Origin of the sequence: Streptomyces spinoverrucosus, assembly GCF_015712165.1 — a bacterium.
Lineage (GTDB): Bacteria > Actinomycetota > Actinomycetes > Streptomycetales > Streptomycetaceae > Streptomyces > Streptomyces spinoverrucosus_A.
The window spans coordinates 931279-953147 of sequence record NZ_JADPZX010000001.1 but is presented as its reverse complement, the minus strand read 5'-3'; the positions used below and the strand labels follow the sequence as shown (position 1 = coordinate 953147).

At 72.5% G+C, this 21869-nt stretch carries 20 protein-coding genes and 2 pseudogenes; 13 read left to right on the top strand and 9 right to left on the bottom strand.

Annotation, left to right across the window (positions count from 1 at the left end):
* Nucleotides 1-54 precede the first annotated feature (54 nt).
* Nucleotides 55-1006, bottom strand: a pseudogene (locus I2W78_RS04380) (type I restriction endonuclease subunit R); the annotation flags it as partial.
* A 107-nt stretch (nt 1007-1113) separates the two neighbouring features.
* Between I2W78_RS04380 and I2W78_RS04375 the strand changes: the two are divergent.
* Together I2W78_RS04375 and I2W78_RS04370 are read left to right on the top strand one after the other, a co-directional pair.
* Nucleotides 1114-1452, top strand: coding sequence for a hypothetical protein (locus I2W78_RS04375; protein ID WP_196457123.1), 339 nt, complete (start codon nt 1114-1116; stop codon nt 1450-1452).
* Between the two features lie 90 nt (nt 1453-1542).
* A complete protein-coding gene (locus I2W78_RS04370) occupies nt 1543-2112 on the top strand; it encodes a hypothetical protein (RefSeq protein WP_230885319.1) in 570 nt (189 codons plus the stop codon).
* A gap of 359 nt (nt 2113-2471) precedes the next feature.
* Here the strand turns inward: I2W78_RS04370 and I2W78_RS04365 are convergent, their stop codons facing one another.
* Nucleotides 2472-3371 (bottom strand): CDP-alcohol phosphatidyltransferase family protein, encoded by a 900-nt coding sequence (locus I2W78_RS04365; protein ID WP_307783591.1) that lies wholly within the window; start codon nt 3369-3371, stop codon nt 2472-2474.
* A 109-nt stretch (nt 3372-3480) separates the two neighbouring features.
* On the opposite strand from I2W78_RS04365, the gene I2W78_RS04360 reads away from it, so the two are divergent.
* The 5 genes and pseudogenes from I2W78_RS04360 to I2W78_RS04340 all read left to right on the top strand — a co-directional run.
* Nucleotides 3481-4461, top strand: a complete 981-nt coding sequence (locus I2W78_RS04360) for a zinc-dependent alcohol dehydrogenase (RefSeq protein ID WP_196457121.1) — start codon at nt 3481-3483, stop codon at nt 4459-4461.
* 105 nt (nt 4462-4566) lie between these two features.
* Nucleotides 4567-4965 (top strand): 6-pyruvoyl trahydropterin synthase family protein, encoded by a 399-nt coding sequence (locus I2W78_RS04355; RefSeq protein ID WP_196457120.1) that lies wholly within the window; start codon nt 4567-4569, stop codon nt 4963-4965.
* Nucleotides 4966-4988: 23 nt separating this feature from the next.
* On the top strand, nt 4989-6197 hold the full coding sequence (locus I2W78_RS04350) for a glycosyltransferase family 4 protein (protein WP_230885842.1): 1209 nt from the start codon (nt 4989-4991) through the stop codon (nt 6195-6197).
* Nucleotides 6194-7219: a class I SAM-dependent methyltransferase gene (locus I2W78_RS04345; protein WP_196457118.1), complete on the top strand. Its 1026-nt coding sequence runs from the start codon at nt 6194-6196 to the stop codon at nt 7217-7219. The genes I2W78_RS04350 and I2W78_RS04345 overlap by 4 nt, the downstream gene beginning before the upstream one ends.
* Nucleotides 7216-8136: pseudogene (locus tag I2W78_RS04340) on the top strand (lysylphosphatidylglycerol synthase transmembrane domain-containing protein); the annotation flags it as partial. The gene I2W78_RS04345 and the pseudogene I2W78_RS04340, both read left to right, overlap by 4 nt.
* A 68-nt stretch (nt 8137-8204) precedes the next feature.
* On the opposite strand, the gene I2W78_RS40110 reads toward I2W78_RS04340, so the two are convergent.
* A complete protein-coding gene (locus I2W78_RS40110; protein WP_307783590.1) occupies nt 8205-8957 on the bottom strand; it encodes a creatininase family protein in 753 nt (250 codons plus the stop codon).
* Nucleotides 8958-8995: 38 nt separating this feature from the next.
* Between I2W78_RS40110 and ribA the strand changes: the two genes are divergently transcribed.
* The 4 genes from ribA (at nt 8996) to I2W78_RS04320 (ending at nt 13063) form a co-directional block, all read left to right on the top strand.
* Nucleotides 8996-9655 carry a GTP cyclohydrolase II gene (gene ribA / locus I2W78_RS04335; protein ID WP_196457114.1) on the top strand — a complete coding sequence of 220 codons (660 nt, stop codon included), beginning with the start codon at nt 8996-8998 and terminating at the stop codon, nt 9653-9655.
* 63 nt (nt 9656-9718) lie between these two features.
* The gene (locus I2W78_RS04330; RefSeq protein WP_196457112.1) at nt 9719-10864 is read left to right on the top strand and encodes an NAD(P)/FAD-dependent oxidoreductase; all 1146 of its coding nucleotides are present in this window, start codon (nt 9719-9721) and stop codon (nt 10862-10864) included.
* Entirely contained in the window at nt 10861-11922 is a 1062-nt protein-coding gene (locus tag I2W78_RS04325) for a saccharopine dehydrogenase (RefSeq protein ID WP_196457110.1), read from the top strand. The genes I2W78_RS04330 and I2W78_RS04325 overlap by 4 nt, the downstream gene beginning before the upstream one ends.
* Nucleotides 11915-13063, top strand: a complete 1149-nt coding sequence (locus I2W78_RS04320; protein WP_196457108.1) for a saccharopine dehydrogenase family protein — start codon at nt 11915-11917, stop codon at nt 13061-13063. Before I2W78_RS04325 ends, I2W78_RS04320 begins: the two co-directional genes overlap by 8 nt.
* Here I2W78_RS04320 and I2W78_RS04315 read toward each other — a convergent pair.
* From I2W78_RS04315 to I2W78_RS04305, 3 genes are all read right to left on the bottom strand, one after another.
* On the bottom strand, nt 13050-14285 hold the full coding sequence (locus I2W78_RS04315; protein WP_196457106.1) for a serine hydrolase domain-containing protein: 1236 nt from the start codon (nt 14283-14285) through the stop codon (nt 13050-13052). The two genes, I2W78_RS04320 and I2W78_RS04315, sit on opposite strands and share 14 nt — an antisense overlap.
* A 67-nt stretch (nt 14286-14352) precedes the next feature.
* Nucleotides 14353-15699 (bottom strand): MFS transporter, encoded by a 1347-nt coding sequence (locus I2W78_RS04310; protein WP_307783588.1) that lies wholly within the window; start codon nt 15697-15699, stop codon nt 14353-14355.
* Nucleotides 15696-16265 carry a TetR/AcrR family transcriptional regulator gene (locus I2W78_RS04305; protein ID WP_196457104.1) on the bottom strand — a complete coding sequence of 190 codons (570 nt, stop codon included), beginning with the start codon at nt 16263-16265 and terminating at the stop codon, nt 15696-15698. The genes I2W78_RS04310 and I2W78_RS04305 overlap by 4 nt, the downstream gene beginning before the upstream one ends.
* A gap of 112 nt (nt 16266-16377) precedes the next feature.
* On the opposite strand from I2W78_RS04305, the gene I2W78_RS04300 reads away from it, so the two are divergent.
* Nucleotides 16378-16914 carry a hypothetical protein gene (locus I2W78_RS04300; RefSeq protein ID WP_196457102.1) on the top strand — a complete coding sequence of 179 codons (537 nt, stop codon included), beginning with the start codon at nt 16378-16380 and terminating at the stop codon, nt 16912-16914.
* A 26-nt stretch (nt 16915-16940) separates the two neighbouring features.
* Here the strand turns inward: I2W78_RS04300 and I2W78_RS04295 are convergent, their stop codons facing one another.
* From I2W78_RS04295 to I2W78_RS04285, 3 genes are all read right to left on the bottom strand, one after another.
* The gene (locus I2W78_RS04295) at nt 16941-18455 is read right to left on the bottom strand and encodes an MFS transporter (RefSeq protein WP_196457100.1); all 1515 of its coding nucleotides are present in this window, start codon (nt 18453-18455) and stop codon (nt 16941-16943) included.
* A 183-nt stretch (nt 18456-18638) separates the two neighbouring features.
* The gene (locus I2W78_RS04290; RefSeq protein WP_196457098.1) at nt 18639-19985 is read right to left on the bottom strand and encodes an MFS transporter; all 1347 of its coding nucleotides are present in this window, start codon (nt 19983-19985) and stop codon (nt 18639-18641) included.
* A gap of 165 nt (nt 19986-20150) precedes the next feature.
* On the bottom strand, nt 20151-20816 hold the full coding sequence (locus I2W78_RS04285; protein ID WP_196457096.1) for a TetR/AcrR family transcriptional regulator: 666 nt from the start codon (nt 20814-20816) through the stop codon (nt 20151-20153).
* Between the two features lie 144 nt (nt 20817-20960).
* On the opposite strand from I2W78_RS04285, the gene I2W78_RS04280 reads away from it, so the two are divergent.
* Complete coding sequence (locus tag I2W78_RS04280) at nt 20961-21836, top strand: shikimate dehydrogenase (protein WP_196464403.1); 876 nt, start codon at nt 20961-20963, stop codon at nt 21834-21836.
* The last annotated feature ends 33 nt before the right edge of the window (nt 21837-21869 follow it).

Sequence of the window (21869 nt, the reverse complement as noted above, 5' to 3'; positions counted from 1 at the left end):
CGGCGGACGTACGGATGGGGCCCGGTGCGCGCGTCGCACCGGGCCCCGAGGGTGTCAGAGCTCGTCCAGCCCCTCCTCCCGGCGGATCATCCGCCAGGCCGCGCGTCGGGCGCTGCGGTCGAGGTTGGACTTGAAGTCCCGGTCGGTGCCGAAGTAGCGCTTGCCGAGGGTGTCGATCGTGGAGACGTGATCCATCATGTTCTCTTCGAACTTCTTGTCGAAGACGATGCCGAAGTTCTCCTCGTCGTTGACGAGGGCGGCGGCCCGAACCTTCGGGTCCTCCTTGGTGGCGTTGAAGGCCGGGAGGACGTCCTCCTCGGTGAACTCCGTGCCGAACTTGACGTTGAACTTATCGACCAGCTCGGACAGCAGTGACGTCTCGGCGTCCTTCGCACCGCCCACCTCGTCGCCGAAGCCCTTGAGTTCGGCGGGTCCTTCGGGGCTGAGCGACACGTCGTGCTCACCGGTCTTCTCGACGCGCAGGTGGCTGAGATCCACCTCGCCTATGTCGACTCCGCCGTCCGCCAGGCGGGGGAGGCGGTTGAGCAGGTGGCGCCCGTAGAGGTACAGGCGCTCCAACTCGGCGTCCTGATACGGAACGATCTGCGCGAGGAAGCCGTACTTGCGGACGTAGTCGTTGAGGTTGGCCCGGAACTCCTCGGCCGTCTCGACGTCGTCCTCCTCCTCGCTCTCGGAGGGCGGTGAAGCGGGTGACAGCGGGGGACAGGAGCCGGTACAGCTCAGCGTGCAGCTTCTCCCACTTGGACTGGGAGCCGCCTGCCTTCTTCTCCGCCTCGATGTACGCGGCGACGAACTCGTCCATGTCTTGCTCCGAGATGACCGGGGCGGACATGACGCGGCTCTGGGCCGTGTAGAGGAGGTTCGGGTCGGAGGGCAGGGTGTGCGCCTCCTCGAAGTACGGGCGGAAGGCGTCCTGTATGTCCTCGGCCTCGTTGACGAAGTCCAGGACGGCGAGGTCGGCCTGGGACTTGCGTTCGGCGGTGCGTCGTCACCACGCTGTACGGGCGCAACGGCCTCCAGCGGTCCGCCGAGTCGGTCCACGAGGACGAACTGCCGACGGGGTACCGGTCCGAGCAGGTGCAGGCGGCCGTCGTGCCGATCCTCGGGCAGCTGATCGCCCGTCACGCCCGCGACTTCACCGAGCGCGGCGCCATCACCGCGCCCGCCGTCCTCGCCGGTATCGGTATCGCCGTCCACCACACCATGCCGTGGAGCGACCCGGCGTCCGCCTTCCGCACGGACGACCTGGGCCGGCTCCTCGACGACATCCGCTGGGAGCGGGACGCGAAGTACTGGGACGGAGTCGCCGCCAAGGCCGGCACCTCCGGACGCCTGAACTTCAGCGGCGGGGTCAAGGACTCCGGGGGCCGGGTCGCCGAGGCGATCCTCTACCCGGCCACCGAGGCGGGCCGGAAGATTCGCGGCCTCTGAGTGCCGGCGCACGACCAGGGGCATCCCCTCACGTCAGCACGTCGCCCACATCGCGGCGCACCGCACGCGTCAGGAAACGGAGTACCGACCATGTCCTTCCAGCAGCCTTCCCCGACCCCCGACCACGGAGCGCATGGCCCCTTCGGGCTCGGCGGGCCCACCGGCCCGATGCAGCCCGCTCGCAGCCGCAGACGGTGGCTGAAGTACGGGGCGGTCGGCCTGGTTTCCCTGATCGTCGGAGTCGGCATCGGCAACAGCAGCGGCTCGGCGCAGGCTGGTAAAGAAGCCGCCGGTCCCAAGGCCGAGCCCCGACCCACGGTCACCGTCACCGAGACCGTCCAAGCCGCCGCCCCCGAGCCCGCCCCTACCGTCACCGAGACGGTGACCGCCAAGCCGAAGGAGACTCAGGAGCCCGGACCGGCGACCAGCTTCTCCGGCGAGGGCGAGTACCTGGTCGGCGAGGACATCAAGGCCGGCACCTACAGGACAGCCGGGCCGGAGGACGAGCTCGGCTGCTACTGGGAGCGGGCCAAGGACGCCAGCGGCGAGTTCGGCTCCATCATCGCCAACAACAACCTCAACGGGCCGGGACGGGTGACGCTCAACAACGGGGAGTACTTCAAGACCAACCGGTGCCAGGAGTGGAAGAGGGCCGGCTGACGTTCGGCGTCGGGTGTGGTGACGAGCATCACCACAACCAGGCAGGGGTCCGCGAAGTCCGGGCGGCGGTCGCGGAGCCCTGCAGAGGGAACCCGTCCCGACCCCCTTGTGCGATCCGATGACCGCGTCGATGCCATCAACGCGGAACTCATGCGAGCCGAAGCCGATGTCCGACAGGGGCATTGATCAGTGGATTCCGCTTACTGCGTGGCGATGTGCAGGTGCGAGCCGGTGAACCGTCGCGGGGGCGCTGCCCCGCCGTTGTAGTGCGGCCGCGGAGTTGCTGCCGCGCCGGCGTCACCGGGCATGGACTGGCGTCGCGCCGCTCCTGAGCAGGCCGTGCCGCCGGCGACCGGGCTTCACCCGGCGACCGGCTCAAGCACCCGCCCGGCCTTCGCCTGCTTGGCACGTCCAGTACGCCCGGCCTTCGCCCCTTCGGCCCGCCCGGCCTTCGCCGCTGCGGGAGCCGTTTCAACGACCGCCTCGGCCGCCCCCTCGGCCGCCGTCTCACACACCGCCCCCGCAGCCGCCTCGCCCGCCCCCCGCCCCCGCGACGTCCGCCCAAGCCACAGCACGTCCCGTCCGAAAGACCACACCAGCAACCCCAACGCCAGCCCCACCACCGCCGCGTTCGCCCCCCACGGCAGCAGTTCCGCCCCCGCCACCAGCAGGAAAACACCCTGCAGCGCGGCGACCGTCTTGCGTGCCGTGCTCGGCGGCAGCGGGGCGTTCAGCCACGGCAGGAAACGGGCCGCGGCGACGAACACGTACCGCATGCCGCCGATCAGCAGCACCCACGGCCCCAGCGACATCGACACGTACACACTCAGGACGAGGATCAAGAACGCGTCGACCTCCATGTCGAACCGCGCCCCGAGCGCCGACGACGTACCCGTGCGCCGCGCGACCTTGCCGTCCACCCCGTCGAGGATCAGCGCCACCGCGGTCAGGCCGACCAGCAGTGTGACCGGCGGCGTGCTCTCGAAGGAGTCGGCGACCAGCGCCGTCACCCCGCCGACCAGGGTGGCCCGGCCGAGGGTGACCCGGTTGGCCGGGCCGAACGACCGCAGTCCCGACCGGTGCAGGGCCCGCGAGAGCACCGCCCAGGTGGCGATCGCGAAGGCGAGGCCGGTCAGCCAGCCCGCCGGTCCCATGCCGATCGCCGATCCGAGCAGAGCCAGCAACAGGATCTGCACGCCCGCGCCCACCGCGGTCTCCTGCTGGACCAGCCTCGCGTCATACGTGTTGTTCAGGGCCACCGCACATTCCTCCGGCCAGGTGACAGAGTCGATCAACGCCGCGTACCGTGCGCGGCCTGTGCACACCTCGGTACGTGCACCACCTGCCGATCGTTCAGGAGAAACGCCGATGACTCGCACGGCACACGCGTTCTGGCTCAGCTCCCCGGGGCACGGCGAGCTGCGGGACGTCGAGCTTGCGGACCCCGCCGAGGACGAGGTCCTGGTGCGCACGCTCTTCTCCGGCGTCAGCCGCGGCACGGAGACGCTGGTCTTCCGGGGCGGCGTGCCGCGCAGTCAGCACATGGCCATGCGGGCGCCGTTCCAGGAGGGCGACTTCCCGGGGCCGGTGAAGTACGGCTACCTCAACGTCGGCGTGGTCGAGGAGGGACCGGCGGACCTGGTGGGCCGTACCGTCTTCTGCCTGTATCCCCATCAGACCCGGTACGTCGTCCCCGCAGCCGCCGTGACACCGGTGCCGGAGCACGTGCCCGCCGCCCGCGCCGTACTCGCCGGCACCGTGGAGACCGCCGTCAACGCGCTGTGGGACGCGGCACCGCTGGTCGGCGACCGGATCGCCGTGGTCGGCGGCGGCATGGTCGGCTGCTCGGTGGCCGCGCTGCTGGCCCGCTTCCCGGGCGTGCGCGTGCAGTTGGTGGACGCCGACCCGGCGCGGGCCGAGGTCGCCGAGGCGCTCGGCGTCGGCTTCGCCGCACCCGCCGACGCGCTCGGCGAGTGCGACCTCGTCGTGCACGCCAGCGCGACCGAACAGGGCCTCGCCCGGTCACTGGAACTCCTCGCCGCCGAGGGCACGGTGATCGAGCTGAGCTGGTACGGCGACCGGCGCGTCGCCCTCCCGCTGGGCGAGGCCTTCCACTCCCGGCGCCTGACCATCCGCAGCAGCCAGGTCGGCACCGTCTCCCCGGCCCGCCCCGGCCGCACGTACGCCGACCGGCTCGCCCTCGCCCTCGACCTGCTCGCCGACCCGGCGCTCGACGCGCTCGTCACCGGCGAGTGCGCCTTCGAGGAACTCCCGGACGTGCTGCCCCGCCTCGCCTCCGGGGAGATCCCGGCGCTCTGCCACCGGGTCCGGTACGCGGACGACGCGTGACCTGAAACCGCCTGACCTCAGAAAAGACGTAAGAGCCGCTGAACAAGGGAAGGACAGGAGCCGTACTACTCGGCATCCATGCCCCGCACCTGGAGGGTCGTTTCGTTGTTCAGTGTCACCGTCCGCGATCACATCATGATCGCCCACAGCTTCCGCGGCGAGGTGTTCGGGCCCGCGCAGCGCCTGCACGGAGCGACGTTCCTGGTCGACGCCACCTTCCGGCGGGAACAGCTGGACGACGACAACATCGTCGTCGATATCGGACTGGCAACGCAGGAACTGGGCGCCGTCGTCAGCGAGTTGAACTACCGCAACCTGGACAACGAGCCCGACTTCGCCGGGATCAACACCTCCACCGAGTTCCTGGCGAAGGTCATCGCCGACCGGCTCGCCGAGCGCGTGCACAAGGGCGCGCTGGGGGAGGGGGCCAAGGGGCTCGCGGGCATCTCCGTCACCCTGCACGAGTCGCACGTCGCCTGGGCCAGTTACGAGCGTGCCCTGTGACCGACACGACCTTGAACCCGCACCTGAACCCGACCGTGAAGAAGGCCGCCAAGACGGCCGCCAGGACGGCCGTGGAGAAGCTCACCTACGTGCCCGCCCAGGCGGCGGCCCTCAGGAACGGCGAGATCATCCCCATGTCCCTGCGTACGGTGCACTTCGTCATGCCGGGCGGCGTGGACGACCCGGCCACGCCCAGCGGCGGCAACGCCTACGACCGCCGGGTCTGTCTCGACCTGCCCGGCTTCGGCTGGCGCGTCCACAAGCAACTGGTGGACGGCTCCTGGCCGCGCCCGGGTGGCGCCGCGCGTACGGAACTCGCGCGCACGCTGCGGGATCTGCCGGACGGCGCGGTGGTGCTGCTCGACGGGCTGGTCGCCTGCGGCGTACCGGAGATCGTCGTCCCCGAGGCCGAACGGCTGCGGCTCGCCGTCCTGGTACACCTGCCGCTCGGCGACGAGACGGGACTCGACCCGGCGGTGGCCGCCGACCTGGACGCCAGGGAACGTGCCGTCCTGCGGGCCGTCGGCGCGGTGATCGCCACCAGCGACTGGGCGGTGCGCAGACTCGTCTCCCACCACGGCCTCGCCCCCGACCGCGTCCATGTCGCCGCGCCCGGCGCCGACATCGCGCCCCTCGCCCCCGGCACCGACGGCGTCTCCCGCCTGCTGTGCGTCGCCGCCGTCACCCCGCGCAAGGGCCAGCACCGGCTGGTCGAGGCGCTCGCCGGGGTGACCGACCTGCCGTGGAGCTGCGTGTGCGTCGGCGGGCTCGGCCAGGACCCGGAGTACGTCGCTCACCTGCGCGACCTGATCAGGAAGTACGGCCTGCGGGACCGCATCCACCTCGCGGGCCCCCAGTCCGGCGCCGAACTCGACGCCAGCTACGCCGCCGCCGACCTCATGGTCCTCGCCTCCTACGCCGAGACCTACGGCATGGCCGTCACCGAGGCACTCGCGCGCGGCATCCCGGTGCTGGCCACGGACGTCGGCGGCGTCCCCGAGGCGGTCGGCCGCGCTCCCGACGGCGGCGTCCCCGGCATCCTCGTCCCGCCGGAGGACCCCGCCGCGCTCGCCGCCGAACTGCGGCACTGGTTCGGCGAGGCGGACGTACGCCGCCGCCTGAAGTCCGCCGCCCGCGGCCGCCGCGCCGCACTCGGCGGCTGGGCCACCACCGCCAAACACCTGGCCGGCGTCCTGAGCCGGCTCCCCAACGAACCCCGGAGGGCGGCATGAACGGAACCTCGACGGCTGCGCAGGACACGGGGAACGCCGGGGGGATCCCCGCGCAGCCCGGGCCGAGGACCACGGAGAACGACGGCGCCGCGTCCCCCGACGAGGCCGCGCTCCCCGGTGCCGGCCCCTCCTCCCTCCGCCCCGGCGAGCGGCCCACCCTGCGGCTGCGCGACTCCGAACCCGGTGACGAGCAGCCCCGGTACGCCCCCGAGTGGCTGGAGCTGCGGGAGGGGGCCGACGCCGCCGCGCGGGCGCACGAGTTGCTCGATCCGTTGCGGATCCGGCTGGCCAACCTGCCCGGACGAGCAGGCGGGTTCGTCGTGCACGACCTCGGGTGCGGCACCGGGTCGATGGGGCGGTGGCTCGCGCCCCGGCTCGACGGGGCCCAGCACTGGATCCTGCACGACCGGGACCCCTACCTCCTGCACTTCGCCGCCGTCGCGTCCCCGCGCTCCGCCGCCGACGGCAGCCGCGTCACCGTCGAGACGCGGCGCGGCGACGTCGCCCGCCTCACCCCGGACGCCCTCGCCGGCGCCTCCCTGGTGACCGCCTCCGCACTGCTCGACGTCCTCACCCGCGAGGAGGTCGACACACTCGCCGCCGCCTGCGCCGGCACCGGCTGCCCGGCGCTGCTGACGCTCTCCGTCGCCGGCCGCGTCGACCTCACCCCGGAGCACCCGCTCGACGCGGAGATCACCGAGGCGTTCAACGCCCACCAGCGCCGCACCGGACTGCTCGGACCGGACGCGGTCACGGCGACGTGCGAGGCGTTCGCCGCACACGGCGCGACCGTCCACGTACAGCCCAGCCCGTGGCGGCTCGGCCCCGACGAGGCCGAGCTGACCGCACAGTGGCTGCGCGGCTGGGTCGGCGCCGCCGTCGAACAGCGGCCGGAACTGGCGGCGCCGGCCGAGAAGTACCTGGCCGCCCGTCTGGCCGCCTGCGCGGCGGGCGAGTTGCGCGTCACCGTCCACCACAGCGACCTGCTCGCGCTGGCCCGCCCGACGGGCGCGGCGTCATGAGCGCGCCGACGGTGAGCGCCCCCACGACGACAGCGGCGGCCTACGTCCCCACCCGCCCGCGCCTCACCGCCCGTGCCCTGCGCACCCACCTGGGCACCCTCGCCGGTGTCGCCATCCTCGCCGTCCTGCTGTGGCGCATGGGCACCGGCGTCTTCCTGGACGGGCTGCGCCGGATCGACGCCCCCACGCTCCTCGCGGCCCTCGGCATCGGCCTGCTCACCACCGCGTTCAGCGCCTGGCGTTGGCAGCTGGTGGCACGCAGCCTGCACATCCGGCTGCCCCTGGGACCGGCGCTGGCCGACTACTACCGCGCCCTGTTCCTCAACGCCGCCCTCCCCGGCGGCGTCCTCGGCGACGTGCACCGGGCGGTACGGCACGGGCAGAGCGCCGGTGACCTCGGCCGGGGCGTCCGCTCGGTCGTCCTCGAACGGACCGCCGGTCAGGTCGTGCTGGCCGTGGTCGGGGTGGGAGTCCTGCTGACCGTGCCGTCCCCGGTGCTCGGCGAGACCCGGCACATCGCCCTGCTGCTGGTGTTCGCCGCGGCCGGCGCCCTCGCGATCGGCCTCGCCCTGCGCATGAACCGCACGCCCGCCGCCCGACGGCGCCGCGCCCTGATCGACGAGGCCCGCGAGGCCCTGCTGTCCCGCCGCAACGGGCCCGGCGTCATCGGCTCGTCCGTCGTGGTCCTCGCGGGATATGTGGCGATGTTCGTGCTCGCGGCCCGGGTCACCGGCACCACCGCCTCGCTCACCGTCCTGCTGCCGCTCGCGGTGCTCGCCCTGCTGGCGATGAGCGTGCCGCTCAACGTCGGCGGATGGGGGCCGAGGGAGGGCGTCACCGCCTGGGCGTTCGGCGCCGCCGGGCTGGGCGCGGGCAACGGCCTGGCCGTCGCGGTGGTCTACGGCGTACTGAGCCTCGCGGCAAGCCTGCCCGGCGTCCTGGTCCTCGTGGCCCGCTGGTACACGGGCCTCAGGACCGGCCACGGCTACTCCGACGTGAGCAGCGAGAAATACGCCCCGAACGACTCCGCGAGACTCGCCAGCAACACCTTCCCCTTTTCCGCATCCCCCAGCGAAGGACGGCCGATGACCCCCGAATCGGTATAGGCGGACATACCCAGGCTGAGCAGATGACGTCGGTCGTCCGCGACGAAATCGGCCCTCTCGTGGCCGGGCCCGACCAATTCCGGATGAGTGTGCAGAAGGATGGAGGTCTCGATTTCCCCCGCGTGCATGTCGGTGAGCAGCGAGGTCCGTACCCCGGCCCGCTCCCGCGCCGTCTCCCAGTCCTCCGCGGCCGGGAACAACGCCATTCGCTCACCGCGCGCGGAGGATTCCTGAACGACGTTTCCCAGGACATAGTTTCCGCCGTGGCCGTTGACGAGGACCAGGGCCTCGACACCCGACCGGCGGAGCGACTCGGCAATGTCCCGTACCACCGCGTGAAGGGTCACCGAGGAAATGCTGACGGTCCCCGGCCAGGCCGCGTGCTCGTGCGAGCAGGAGATCGTCACCGGAGGAAGGAGGTGCACCGGGTACATGTCGGCGATCTCCCGCGCGACGGCGCAGGCGACGAGCGTGTCGGTCGCCAACGGAAGGAACGGACCGTGCTGTTCGAAACTCCCCACGGGAAGGACGGCGACCTGCCGTGAGACATCGGCGCCCCGCGTCCGTACGTCTTCCGTAGTGTCCGCCGGCAGCAGACCGTGTGCCGCCGACCGTATACCCGAACCACTCATCGTTTCACGGCCTTTCGTCTCTGCTTAGGAACCAGATCATGACAGAAAAAATCGGCGTACTCGGCACGAAGCCACCGCAGCGCACCGGCGTGGAACGTGTGGTCAGTTCCCCCCTGCCCACGGTGTACGGGCAATTCCAGGCGGTCGGCTATCTCGACCACGACCGCGGTGACGAACAGGTCGCGCTGGTCTACGGCGACATCGGCACCGAGGACGTCCTGACCAGGCTGCACTCCGAGTGTCTGACCGGCGACGCCTTCGGCTCCCAGCACTGCGAGTGCGGCGACCAGCTGGCCTCCGCGCTGCGCGCCGTCGTCGCCGAAGGACGCGGCATCGTCGTCTACCTGAGAGGGCACGAGGGCCGCGGCATCGGCCTGCTCGCCAAGCTGCGCGCGATGGCGCTCCAGGCGGAGGGCCTGGACACCGTCGAGGCGAACCTCGCCCTCGGCCTGCCGGTGGACGCCCGCGACTACGGCGTCGCCGCGCGCATCCTGCAGGACCTGGGGGTGCGCTCGGTCCGCCTGATGTCCAACAACCCGCGCAAGCGGGAGGCGCTGCTGGAGCACGGCATCAAGGTCGCCGAGCAGGTCCCGCTGCTGATACCGCCGTGCGAGAACAACATCACCTATCTGCGGACCAAGCGGGAGCGACTGGATCACCATCTGCCCCATCTGGATGCCGTGGCGCACTGGTCCTGACCGGGTTGCGGGCGGTGTGCTGGTAGCAGACAGGTGTGACCGCCCCCGGGAGGAGCCGTGCACGTGATCCGTGAGGCATCCGTCGTCGTCATCGGCGGCGGCGTGATGGGCACCAGCATCGCCTGCCACCTCGCCCGCGCCGGTGTCCCCGACGTCGTCGTGGTCGAGCGGGACGAACTCGCCTCCGGCTCCACTTCGAAGGCGGCCGGCGGGGTGCGGGCGCAGTTCTCGGACGAGCTGAACATCCAGCTCGGCGCGCGCAGCCTGGAGGCGTTCGGCCGCTTCGAGGAGGACACCGGGTACGACATCGGCCTGCACCGGGTCGGGTACCTCTTCCTGCTGTCGACGCCGGAGGAGGTCGCCGCGTTCGAGGCGGGCGTGCGGCTGCAGAACGATCTCGGGGTGCCCAGTCGGCTGACCGACCCGGCCGAGGCCCGACGTCTGTCGCCGCTGATCACCACCGACGGGCTGCTGGCCGCCGCCTTCTCGCCCGACGACGGCCACTGCACCCCCGAGGCCGTCGTCCACGGCTACGCGGCCACCGCCCGCCGCCACGGGGCGACGATCCTGCGGCACTGCGAGGCCACCGGCATCGAACTGCGCGGCGACACCATCACCGCCGTCATGACCAGCCGGGGCCGGATCGCCACCGACACGGTGATCTGCGCGGCCGGCGCCTGGTCGCGGCAGGTCGCCGCGACGGTCGGCGTCGACCTGCCGGTGGAGCCGCTGCGCCGCCAGATCGCGGTCACCGAACCGGTCCCCGGACTCCCCCCGTCCCTCCCCATGACCATCGACTTCACCACCAGCCTCTACTTCCACACCGAGGGCCCCGGCCTGCTCGTCGGCATGTCCGACCCGGACGAGACACTCGGCTTCGCCACCGACACCCACGACCGCTGGATCCCCGCCCTGTGCGAGGCCATGGCCCGGCGCGCCCCCGCCCTGCTGGACCTGCGCCGCACCGGCGGCTGGGCGGGCCTGTACGAGAACACCCCGGACCACAACGCCCTGATCGGCGAGGCCGCTTCACCGTCCCGCTTCCTGTACGCGACCGGCTTCTCCGGCCATGGCTTCCTCCAGGGCCCGGCCGTCGGCGAGGTCGTCCGCGACCTGTACCTCGGCCGCGTACCCTTCGTGGACGTCCGCCCCCTGAGCGCCGACCGCTTCGCGGCCGACGCCCCGCGCCCGGAGGCCAACCTCGTATGACCGAGCTGCACCTGTGGCTGCGCCACGAGACCCGCCCCACCGAACGCCGCACGCCGATCGTGCCCTCCGACGCCGCCCGGCTGATCGCGAGCGGGGTCGCCGTCACCGTCGAGGAGTCACCCCAACGGGTCTTCCCCGTCGAGGAGTACGAGGCGGCCGGCTGCCGCGTCACGGCCGCCGGCTCCTGGGTGTCGGCGCCGCCGGACGCCGTGATCCTCGGTCTGAAGGAACTCCCCGAGCAGCCGCACGCGCTGACCCACCGGCACATCTACTTCGGCCACGCCTACAAGAGCCAGCCCGGCGCTGCCGAGCTGCTGCACCGCTTCACCGCGGGCGGCGGCACCCTGCTGGACCTGGAGTACCTGGTCGACGACCACGGCCGCCGCCTGGCCGCCTTCGGCTTCTGGGCCGGTTACCTCGGCGCCGCCCTCGCCGTACTCCAGCACCGGGGCCGGCTCGCCGCGCCCCTGGCCCCCACGCACAAGGACGAGCTGGACGAGACCCTGCGCCCCGCCGCCGGGGACGCGGACTTCACCGCACTCGTCATCGGCGCCCTGGGCCGCAGCGGCCGGGGCGCGCGCCTCGCCTTCCACACGGCCGCCGTCGAGCCCACCTGCTGGGACCTCGCCGAGACCCGCGCCCTGGACCGGCGGGCGCTGCTCGACCACGACGTCCTGGTCAACGCCGTGCTCGCCACCACCCCGGTCCCGCCGTTCCTGCGCGAGCAGGACCTCGACGGCCCCACCCGGCGGCTGCGCACGGTCTGCGACGTCACCTGTGACGTCGGCTCACCGCTCAACGTCCTGCCGGTCTACGACCGCGTCACCGACTGGTCCGACCCCGTACGGCGGCTGCGCAAGGAGCCCGGGCTCGACCTGATCGCCATCGACAACCTGCCGTCGCTGCTGCCGAAGGAGTCCAGCACCGACTTCTCGGCCGCCCTCACGCCCCAGCTGCTCGACTTCCACACGGGCGGGCCGTGGGGGCGCTGCCGGGAACGGTTCCTCGCGGCGATCCGCGAACTGGCCATCGTAGAAGGGGAGCCCCGAGGTGACTGACGAGCGCGTTCCCGCGAGCGGCACCGTCCACTGGGTCGGCGCCGGACTGTCCACCGGCAGCGGACTGGCCATGCTGTGCGACACCGCCGAGCGGGTACGGCTGTGGCACCGCACGGAGGACCGCGCCGCCGAGGCCCTGGCCCGGCTGGGCCTCACCGGCCGCGCCGAGCCCCGCGCGTACACGCTCCCCGCGCTCACCGCCGAACTGGCGCCCGGCGACACCGTCGTGTCGATGCTGCCCGCGCCCGAACACGCCGGGCTGCTCGGGGCCTGCGTCGCGCGGGGCGCCCATTTCGCCTGCTCCAGCTATGTGTCCGAAGCGGTGCTGGAGCAGGTGTCCGCCGCCGCGCGGGCCGGGCTGGTCGTGCTCACCGAGGCGGGCCTCGACCCGGGTATCGACCACCTCTTCGCGCACAGCCTCGTCGCCCGGGCGCGCGCGGCGATCGGCGACACGACCCCGGCCTCGTACCGGCTGACCTCGTACTGCGGGGGCGTCCCTGCCGTGCCGAACGACTTCCGGTACCGCTTCAGCTGGGCGCCCGCGGGGGTCCTGGGCGCCCTCCGCTCGCCCGCCCGTTACATCGAGGACGGCGTGGAGACCGTGGCGGAGCGGCCGTGGGAGGTGACGCGGCCGCATGTCGTCGGCGGCGAGACCTTCGAGGTCTATCCGAACCGGGACAGCGTGCCGTTCATCGCCCAGTACGAGCTGCCGCCCGCGTGGACGCCGCGGACCTTCGTGCGGGGGACGCTGCGGCTGGAGGGCTGGCTGAAGGCGTGGGCGGAGGTGTTCGAGGAGCTGGAGCGCGGTGACGACGACCGGATCGGGGCGCTGGCGCGGGAGTTGGCGCAGCGGTACCCGACCACGGACGCCGACCGGGACCGGGTCGTGCTCGCCGTGTCGCTCCAGGTGCGGGGCGCGGAGGGACTGACCTGGTCCGGCGGCTACCTCCTCGACCGGGTGGGGGACGAGGAGGAGAGCGCGATGGCCCGGTGCGTGTCCCGCCCGCTGGCCGTGGGTGTGCGGCACATCCTGGACGGCTCGCTGCCGCCGGGCCTCAGCCGTGCGGCCGGGACGGCGGCACGCTCCGAGGAGTGGCTCGACGAACTCGAGCGCGAGGGTGTCCCGTTCACTCGTCCTTGATCGCCTCGTGGACCAGTTGCTTGAGGTCCCGGAACATCGTGTGCGAGGTCCGCGGCCGTACCTGCGTCATGAACTGGACCGTCAGATCCCGGCCCGGGTCGACCCAGAACGTCGTGGTCGCCACCCCGCTCCAGCCGAAGGCGCCGAGCCCCGTCGGCGCCAGGGTGCGGGCCGGGTCGATCACCACGGAGACGCCGAGCCCGAAGCCGACGCCGTCGTTGCCGGGCTCGTCGTGGGCCGGGCGGCTGCCGAAGGAGCGCAGATCGGCGCCGCCGGGCAGCTGGTTGGTGGTCATCATGTCCACCGTCCCGGGGGCGAGCAGCCGCACGCCGTCGAGTTCGCCACGGCGGCGCAGCAACTCCATGAAGCGGTGCATGTCGTACGCGCTCGCCACCATGCCGCCGCTGCCCGACAGGAACCGCGGCCGCCCGCGCAGCGGCAGTCCGGGGATCGGCTCGATCCCGGTGCCGTCCTCCTTCTCGCCGTACATCTCGGCGAGCCGGAACGCCTGTTCGTCGCTGACCTCGAATCCGGCGTCCGGCATCCCCAGCGGCCCGAAGATCCGCTCCGCGAGGTGCACGTCGAGCGGCTGCCCGGACACCACCTCGATCACCCGGCCGAGGACATTGCTGGCGACCGAGTAGTTCCACTGTGTGCCCGGCTCGAACTGCAGCGGCAGGCTCGCGTACACGTCGATCGTCTCGGCCAGGTTCGCGCCCGGCGCCACCGACGACTCCAGACCCGCCTCGCGGTAGAGGGCGTCGACGGGATGGGTGTGGTAGAAGCCGAAGGTCAGACCCGAGGTGTGGGTCATCAGATGCCGGACCAGTATCGGCCCGTCGGCCGGGCGGGACCGGGTGTCCGCCCCGGAGCCGCTCTCGTAGACCCGCGCGTCCGCGAAGGCCGGCAGATGGCGGGCGACCGGGTCGTCCAGCGACAGCCGTCCCTCCTCCACCAGCATCAGCGCGGCGACCGAGGTGACGGGCTTGGTCATCGAGTAGATCCGCCACAGCGTGTCGGGCTCGACGGGCAGTCCGGCGGCGATGTCGCGTCGGCCGTGTACGGCGAGGTGCGCGACCCGGCCGCCGCGTGCGACGGACACGAGGTAGCCGGGCAGCCGGCCCTCGTCCACGCACTGGGCGAAGTGCTGGTCGAGCCGGTCCAGCGCCTTCCCGTCCAGCCCCACCTCGCCCGGCTCCACCTCTTGTCGCAGCAGTGCCATCGCTCCACCTCCGCTTTCGTTCGTCGAGGTGCGATCGGAGATACCCCCGCCCACGCGCCCTCAGACCTCATCGTCGCGCAGGAATACGGAAAGGGTCGGCAGGATGATCGTGACGTGCCCGAGGCGCGATCCCCGACTCCGCGCGGCCCGGCAGCAGGAGCGCCGCCACCGCACCGGCCAGGGCGAATCCGGCGAGAACGAGCAGCGGCGCCCGGCCCGCGCCCATGAGCGTCGTGGCCACCGCCACGCCGAGCACCGGCCCGACGTTCATCGCCGTCTGCTGCAGCCCGCCGGCCACGCCCGCCGACTCCACAGGTGCCTGCCGTACGACGACATGGGTCGCCGCCACCATCACCGTGCCGAACCCGGCCCCGAGCAACGCGAAACCGACGGCGAGGGGCAGCGGGCGGGCGGCGGGAGCGAGCACGAGGACGCCGAGGGCGAGGACGGTCATCGCCGCCACGGTCGTACGACGGGCGCCCGCCCGGCGCAGCAGCACCGCGCACACGGGCGCCGCCGCCACCATCAGCACCGCGAGCGGCAGGCTGAGCAGGGCGCTGCGCAGCGGGTCGAGGCCGAGGGCGCGCTGCAGGAGGTACGTGCCGACGAACAGCGTGCCCGACAGGGCCGCGGACGCGGCCGTGAGCACCCCGAGCGCGGCGGCGACGGGGACCGAGCCGATGACGTCCGCCGGTACGAGGGGCTGTGCGGTACGGCGTTCATGGCCGGCGAACGCCACGGCGGCGAGGGCCGCCACGACCCACGTCAAGGGCGTCCCTGTGACCAGGGCGTGCACCAGGCAGGCCAGCGTCAGCGCGAGCAGCAGGGCGCCCGGGAGGTCCAACCGGACGGCCGGCGTGCGCTGTTCCGGGCGGCTCCCCTTCAGGGCGAGCACGCCGAGGACCAGCGCGGGCACGACATTGAGGAAGAACACCGCCCGCCAGCCGAAGGAGTGCACCAGCGCCCCGCCGACGACCGGTCCCGCGGCGGCCGCGAGCCCGATGGCGGCGGTCCGCACGGCGAGCGGCGTCCGCAGCCGGTCCGGCGGGAACGTGGCGCGCAGCATGCCGAGCGTGGCGGGCTGGAGCAGCGCGCCGAACACGCCCTGCGCGATGCGCAGCCCGATCACCCAGCCGACGTCGGCCGCCACCCCGATCCCGGCCGACGTGGCGCCGAAGCCGAGCAGGCCGACGGCGAACAGACGCCGGTGGCCGTACCGGTCGCCGAGGCGCCCGGCGAACACCAGCAGGGCGGCCACCGCGATCAGATAACCAGTGCTGGTCCACTGGACCTGCGCGAAGGACGCGTCCAGTTCCCGTTGCAGGGTGGGCTGCGCGATGGTGAGTACGGTGCCGTCGAGCGCGACGACCACGGCACCGACCACACTGCCCGTCATGGCCAGTCGGCGGTTCACCGCTCGCCCTCGGGGCCGAGGTGGGCGTCGAGGGCGGTGTGCAGGAGCGGGGTGAAGTCGTCGGCGCCGGTGGCGAGTTGGAGGCTGCCCCAGGTCCACAGCTGGGCGACGCCGTGGAGCTGCGCCCAGAGGGCGCCGGCGACGGCCCGGGCGTCGGCGTCGGGGCGGACCTGGCCGACCAGCTCCACCAGGACGCCGAACAGGGGGAGGCTGGTGGCCCGCAGACCCAAGTGACCGCTCTCCAGCAGGTCGTGGCGGAACATCAGCTCGTACATACCGGGGTTTTCCAGCGCGAACTCCAGGTATGCGGAGGCCAGTTGCGTGAGCCGGGTGCGCGGGTCGCCGGACGCCGTCGCCGTACGGTCGGCCAGTTCGGCGAAGCCGCGTCGCGCGATGGCCGACAGAAGTTCCAGGTGGGTGGGGAAGTAGCGGCGCGGGGCGCCGTGCGAGACGCCGGCCCGGCGGGCGATCTCGCGCAGGGTGAGCGCCTGGGCGCCCTCGCGGGTCACCAGGTCGACACCGACGTCAATCAGGCGGGCGCGCAGGCCGGTCTCGGATTCATGCATAGACAGTGTCTACCAAGCGGAGGTAGACACTGTCTACTCCTGCGCAACGCGGCGGGCGGGTGGGTACTCGGTGGGGCGAGCCGAGGCAACGCTCGGCGGAAGAGAGAGCCGCATGAACCACCAGCCGCGTTCGGACAGGCCTCCCACGGAGGCTCCCAGCTCTGGCCGTGCCGCCTTGCTGGGCATCTATCTCAACGACCACCTGGCAGGCGCCACCGCGGGTACCGACCGGGCTCGCGCACTGGCAGGAGCACTCCGGGGGTCGCCGTCGGGACCGACCCTGCGCACCCTCGCGCAGGAGATCACCGAGGACCGGGCGAGCCTGCTCGCGATCATGGACGCCCTCGACATCCCGGTGCGGCACTACAAGGTGTCCCTTGCCTGGGCGGCCGAGAAGGTCGGGCGGCTGAAGAGCAACGGGCGCCTGGTGGGGCGTTCACCGCTGACCTCGCTGGTGGAGCTGGAGATCCTGCGGCTGGGCGTGCTGGGCAAGGCCGCCGCCTGGCAGACGCTCCGCCTGCTGGCGGAGTCCGACGACCGCCTCGACGCGCGGCTGCTGGACGAGTTGCTGGAGCGGGCCGACCGCCAGCAGGCCACCCTGGAGGAACTGCGTCGACGTCAGACCACGGAGACTTTCCGGGCGGCGTGAGCCGAGGTGCCTCGGATCGGCGCCCCTCAACTCTGGCGGGCGTGCGTGTGGCTGTGCGCGATCTCGTCGGGGCAGCCCCGTCCGTCGGCCTCGCGGTCGCACAGCCAGTCGCGCACGGCCAGCGCGAGCGCCCCCAGCATCGGCAGGATGCCGCAGCCGACGGCGAGCGTGACGGCGGACCGGTAGTGGGCCTGGTCGCCGCCCCCGAGGGCCAGGTAGAAGAGGCCGGGCAGCGTGGCCGTGCCCAGGGCGGCGCCCAGTCGCTGACCCGTCTGCAGGGCTCCTCCCGCGGCGCCCGCCATCCGCACCGGCACGTCCCGCAGGGTCATGGTGATGTTCGGCGAGATGACACAGCCGCTGCCGATACCGCCGAGGAGCAGCGCCGGCGTCTGGAGCCACACCGCGATGGCGCCGGGCGCCCAGTGGAGGATGGCGACGGTCCCTCCCAGGCCCACGACGACGGCGGCCAGCCCGCACACCGTCAACAGCCGTCCCAGCCGCTCCACCAGCCGTCCGGCCACCGCCGCGGCCACGGCGGAGCCGATGGCGAAGGGTGTCACGGCGAGCCCGGAACCCAGCGGTGAGTAACCCAGCCCGTTCTGGAAGAACAGCGCGAACACCAGCCACACCCCGCTGAAGCCCACGAAGTACAGCGTGGCGATGGTGGCGCCCGTGACGTACCCGGGCGTCGACGTGGCCAGCCGGGGATCGAGGAGCGGCTGGCCGTGCCGGGCGGCGACACGCCGTTCCCAGCGGGCGAAGGCCACGAAGAGCGCCGCGCTGACGGCGAACAGCCACCACAGCGTGCGGACACCGCCCGCTTCCGCCAGCACCAGCGGAAGCATCAGAGCCAGTACCCCCGCGCCGAGCAGCGCGACGCCGGGCAGGTCCAGCCGCTGACGCTTGGCGGGCCCCGTCCTGGGCAGCAGGCGCAGGCCGAGCACCAGCGCGACCACACCGACCGGCACGTTGACGTAGAAGATCCAGCGCCAGCCCCCGGGGCCGTCCGCGAGGGTCAGGATCAGTCCGCCCACCACCGGGCCGACGGCGCTGGAGATACCGACCGTGGCACCGAACAGACCGAAGGCCCGGCCCCGCTCGGCGCCCCGGAACAACTGCTGGATGAGTGCCGAGTTCTGCGGTGCCAGGCAGCCCGCGCACAGGCCCTGAAGGAGGCGGGCCACGACGAGCGGCACGATGGACGGAGCGGCCCCCGCGCAGGCGCTGCACGCCACGAAGCCGCCGAGCGAGATCAGGAAGATGCGGCGCCGGCCGATCGTGTCACCGACGCGGCCCGCCGTGACCAGGACCAGGGCGAAGGTGAGGGCGTAGCCGGAGACGACCCACTGGATCGCGGGGGCCGACGCGTGCAGGTCGCGCTGGATGGACGGCAGCGCGACCGCGACGATCGTGACGTCGAGCAGACTCATGAAGCCGGCCACCAACGTGACCCACAGCGCCCTCCATCGCCTCGGATCGGCCTCGCCGCCCGTCCCTGCCGACGGTCCGTCGCCGCTCTCCGGCCCCGCCTGCGCTCGCATCGCCGCTCCCTACTGCCGCTGCCCGCCGCGTATTCGGTGCCGACGTGCGGGTTTCCAGACTGCGGGTCGCACACACGGCCCACGGACCGCGGATCGGCCAGGTGGCCGTACCGGGCCGTACCCCGGCGGGCAGGCCCGAGCCCCCGGAGCCATGGCGGCATCCGGGGGCCCGGGCCGTGCGGGTCAGACAGCCACCGTCTCCGGCTGGGCCGAGTCGTGGGCCTTCCGCACGCCCAGGTCCTCGGTCGGCACCCTGTGCGTCTCGCGGGCCGACAGCGCGGCGATGACCGGCGGGACGCACAGGGCCGCGGTGAACAGGGCCACCGACGACCAGTCGTCGCCGTCCGGCCCGGCGATCTGCGCGGCGAAGGTGACCGCGAAACCGGCGACCGCGAAGCCGATCTGCGTGCCGATCGCCATACCGGACAGCCGGACGCGGGTGGAGAACATCTCGCCGTAGAAGGCGGGCCACACCCCGTTCGCGGCGCTGTAGACGACACCGAAGGCGAGGATGCCCAGCAGCAGGGTCAGCGGGTAGGAGCCGGTGGAGATCGACCACAGGTACAGGAACATCGTCACCGCGCTGCCGGCCGCGCCGACCAGAAACACCGGGCGGCGGCCGATGCGGTCCGAAAGCGTCGCCCACAGCGGGATCGCGGCGAGCGCGACGAGGTTGGCGAGGGCACCCACCCACAGCATCGACGAGCGGCTCATGCCGACCGCGTCGCTGGTGGCGTACGACAGCGCCCACACCGTGAAGATCGTGCTGACCGAGGCGATCAGCGCACCCGCGACCACCCGCAGGACGTCCGCCCAGTGCTCCCGCAGCAGCACCGCCAGCGGCAGCTTCACGACCCCCTCGGTGGCGGCCTGCTGCTCGAACGCGGGGGTCTCCTCCAGCTTGCGGCGGATGACATAGCCGACGACCGCGACGGCGACGCTCAGCCAGAACGGCACCCGCCAGCCCCAGGACATCAGGTGCTCCTCGGGCAGCGCGGCGACCGGGATGAAGACCAGCGTGGCCAGCAACTGGCCGCCCTGGGTGCCGCTGAGGGTGAAGCTGGTGAAGAAGCCCCGCCGGTTCGGTGGCGCGTGTTCCAGCGTCATGGAGTTGGCGCTGGCCTGCTCGCCGGCCGCCGAGATGCCCTGCAGTACGCGGCACAGGACCAGCAGCACGGGGGCGAGCGTGCCGACCTGGTCGCGGGTGGGCAGACAGCCGATGAGGAAGGTCGACACGCCCATCAGCATCAGCGTGAAGACCATGATCTTCTTACGGCCCAGCCGGTCGCCGTAGTGGCCGAGGAAGAGCGCGCCGATCGGGCGGGCCGCGTACGCGACGCCGAAGGTCGCCAGCGACAGCAGGGTCGCCGTGGCCGGGTCGGACTCGTCGAAGAAGACCTCGGGGAAGATCAGCGCGGCCGCGCTGCCGTAGATGAAGAAGTCGTAGTACTCCAGGGCGCTGCCGATCCAGGCGGCGGTGGCGGCTTTCTTCGGCTGCCCGGGCGGCGCGGCGGGGGCGGGGACGGACACGGCGGCTCCTTTGAGGGAACTCCAACGTAGGTGGAGTGAGCGGCGGGGGGAAGGGCCGGATCTTCGGCTAATTAACCCACTGGATAGTTAGTCCCGGTGCCAAGGGATGTTGCGCGCGCGTTTCCCCGCTGTCAAGAGGTCGTGCCGTACGAGAATGCGCGACCGTCAGTCCGCCGCGCGGTCCGCCGTGAGGTAGGCGATCACCATGTCGCCGAGCATCGTGCGGTAGTGCGCGCGCTGCGCGGGGTCCACCAGGTCGCGGCCGAACAGGGCGCCGAAGGTGTGCCGGTTGGCCACCCGGAAGAAGCAGAACGAGCTGATCATCGCGTGCAGGTCGACCGCGTCCACGTCGGCGGTGAACAGACCCGACTTCTGCCCCTGCTCCAGGATCCGGCGGATCACCTCCAGCGCCGGTGAGCCGATCTTGCCGAGTTTCTCGGAGGCCGCGATGTGCTCGGCGCCGTGGATGTTCTCGATGCTGACCAGGCGGATGAAGTCGGGGTGCGCCTCGTGGTGGTCGAAGGTCAGCTCGGCCAGTCGCCGGATGGCCGCGACCGGGTCCAGGTGCTCGACGTCCAGCTCCTGTTCGGCCTCGCGGATCACGCCGTACGCCCGCTCCAGCACGGCCGTGAACAGCTGCTCCTTGCCGCCGAAGTAGTAGTAGATCATCCGCTTGGTGGTGCGGGTGCGGGCGGCGATCTCGTCGACCCGGGCGCCGTCGTAGCCGGCCCGGGCGAACTCCTGTGTCGCCACGTCGAGGATCTCGGCCTGGGTGCGGGCGGCGTCACGGATGCGCCCGTTCGGTCGTGCCGGTTCGTCGACGCTGGTCATCGGGTTCCTTCGGGCGATGGGCAGGTGCCGAGATTGTAGAGCTCTCGCCAGGAAGCCGGTCCGGGACTCTTCCCCTGCTCGGCATCGCCTGCTATGACTAACGTACTAGTTCGTACATTAGTCGTGGAGAGCTGGAGGTCCGTGGTGGCCAAGGACTCGTATCTCGTCGGACTGATCGGTTCCGGCATCGGACCCTCACTCAGTCCGGCCCTGCACGAGCGGGAGGCCGACCGCCAGGGGCTGCGCTACCTGTACCGGCTGATCGACATCGACACCCTCGGCGTGCCACCGGAGGCGGTCGGCGACCTGGTGCGGGCCGCCCGGGACCTGGGCTTCGACGGGCTCAACATCACCCACCCCTGCAAGCAGCTCGTCATCGGACACCTCGACGCGCTCGCCCCGCAGGCCGAGGCGCTCGGCGCGGTCAACACCGTGGTCTTCGAGGACGGCCGGGCCGTCGGTCACAACACCGACGTCACCGGCTTCGCCGCCTCCTTCGCCCGCGGCCTGCCCGACGCCCCGCTGGAGCAGGTCGTGCAGCTCGGCGCCGGCGGAGCGGGCGCGGCCGTCGCGCACGCCACGCTCACCCTCGGCGCCGAGCGGGTCACCCTCGTCGACGCGCAGCCCGAGCGGGCCGCCGCCCTCGCCGGCTCGCTGAACCGGCACTTCGGCGAAGGCCGCGCCACCACGGCCATCCCGGCCGACCTGCCCGGCCTGCTGAAGCGGGCCGACGGCCTCGTCCACGCCACCCCCACCGGCATGGCCGCCCACCCCGGCCTGCCCCTCCCCGCCGAGCTGCTGCACCCGGGACTGTGGGTCGCCGAGGTGGTCTACCGCCCACTGGAGACCGAACTGCTGCGCACCGCACGCGCGATCGGCTGCGCCGCTCTGGACGGGGGCGGGATGGCCGTCTTCCAGGCCGCGGACGCGTTCCGCCTGTTCACCGGGCGGGAACCCGACAGCGTGCGGATGCTGGCGGACATCGCCGAGCTGGCGGACACCGTTCCGGCCGGGAAATAGGAGGTGCCGACATGCCCCGGACATCAGGTGCCG

Coding starts and splice junctions, on each gene's coding strand:
- I2W78_RS04315 (WP_196457106.1), bottom strand. CDS start 14,285: ATGGCACTGCTGCGACAAGAGGTGGAGCCGGGCGAGGTGGGGCTGGAC.
- ribA (WP_196457114.1), top strand. CDS start 8,996: ATGACAGAAAAAATCGGCGTACTCGGCACGAAGCCACCGCAGCGCACC.
- I2W78_RS40110 (WP_307783590.1), bottom strand. CDS start 8,957: ATGAGTGGTTCGGGTATACGGTCGGCGGCACACGGTCTGCTGCCGGCG.
- I2W78_RS04345 (WP_196457118.1), top strand. CDS start 6,194: ATGAACGGAACCTCGACGGCTGCGCAGGACACGGGGAACGCCGGGGGG.
- I2W78_RS04325 (WP_196457110.1), top strand. CDS start 10,861: ATGACCGAGCTGCACCTGTGGCTGCGCCACGAGACCCGCCCCACCGAA.
- I2W78_RS04300 (WP_196457102.1), top strand. CDS start 16,378: ATGAACCACCAGCCGCGTTCGGACAGGCCTCCCACGGAGGCTCCCAGC.
- I2W78_RS04295 (WP_196457100.1), bottom strand. CDS start 18,455: ATGCGAGCGCAGGCGGGGCCGGAGAGCGGCGACGGACCGTCGGCAGGG.
- I2W78_RS04360 (WP_196457121.1), top strand. CDS start 3,481: ATGACTCGCACGGCACACGCGTTCTGGCTCAGCTCCCCGGGGCACGGC.
- I2W78_RS04370 (WP_230885319.1), top strand. CDS start 1,543: ATGTCCTTCCAGCAGCCTTCCCCGACCCCCGACCACGGAGCGCATGGC.
- I2W78_RS04285 (WP_196457096.1), bottom strand. CDS start 20,816: ATGACCAGCGTCGACGAACCGGCACGACCGAACGGGCGCATCCGTGAC.
- I2W78_RS04305 (WP_196457104.1), bottom strand. CDS start 16,265: ATGCATGAATCCGAGACCGGCCTGCGCGCCCGCCTGATTGACGTCGGT.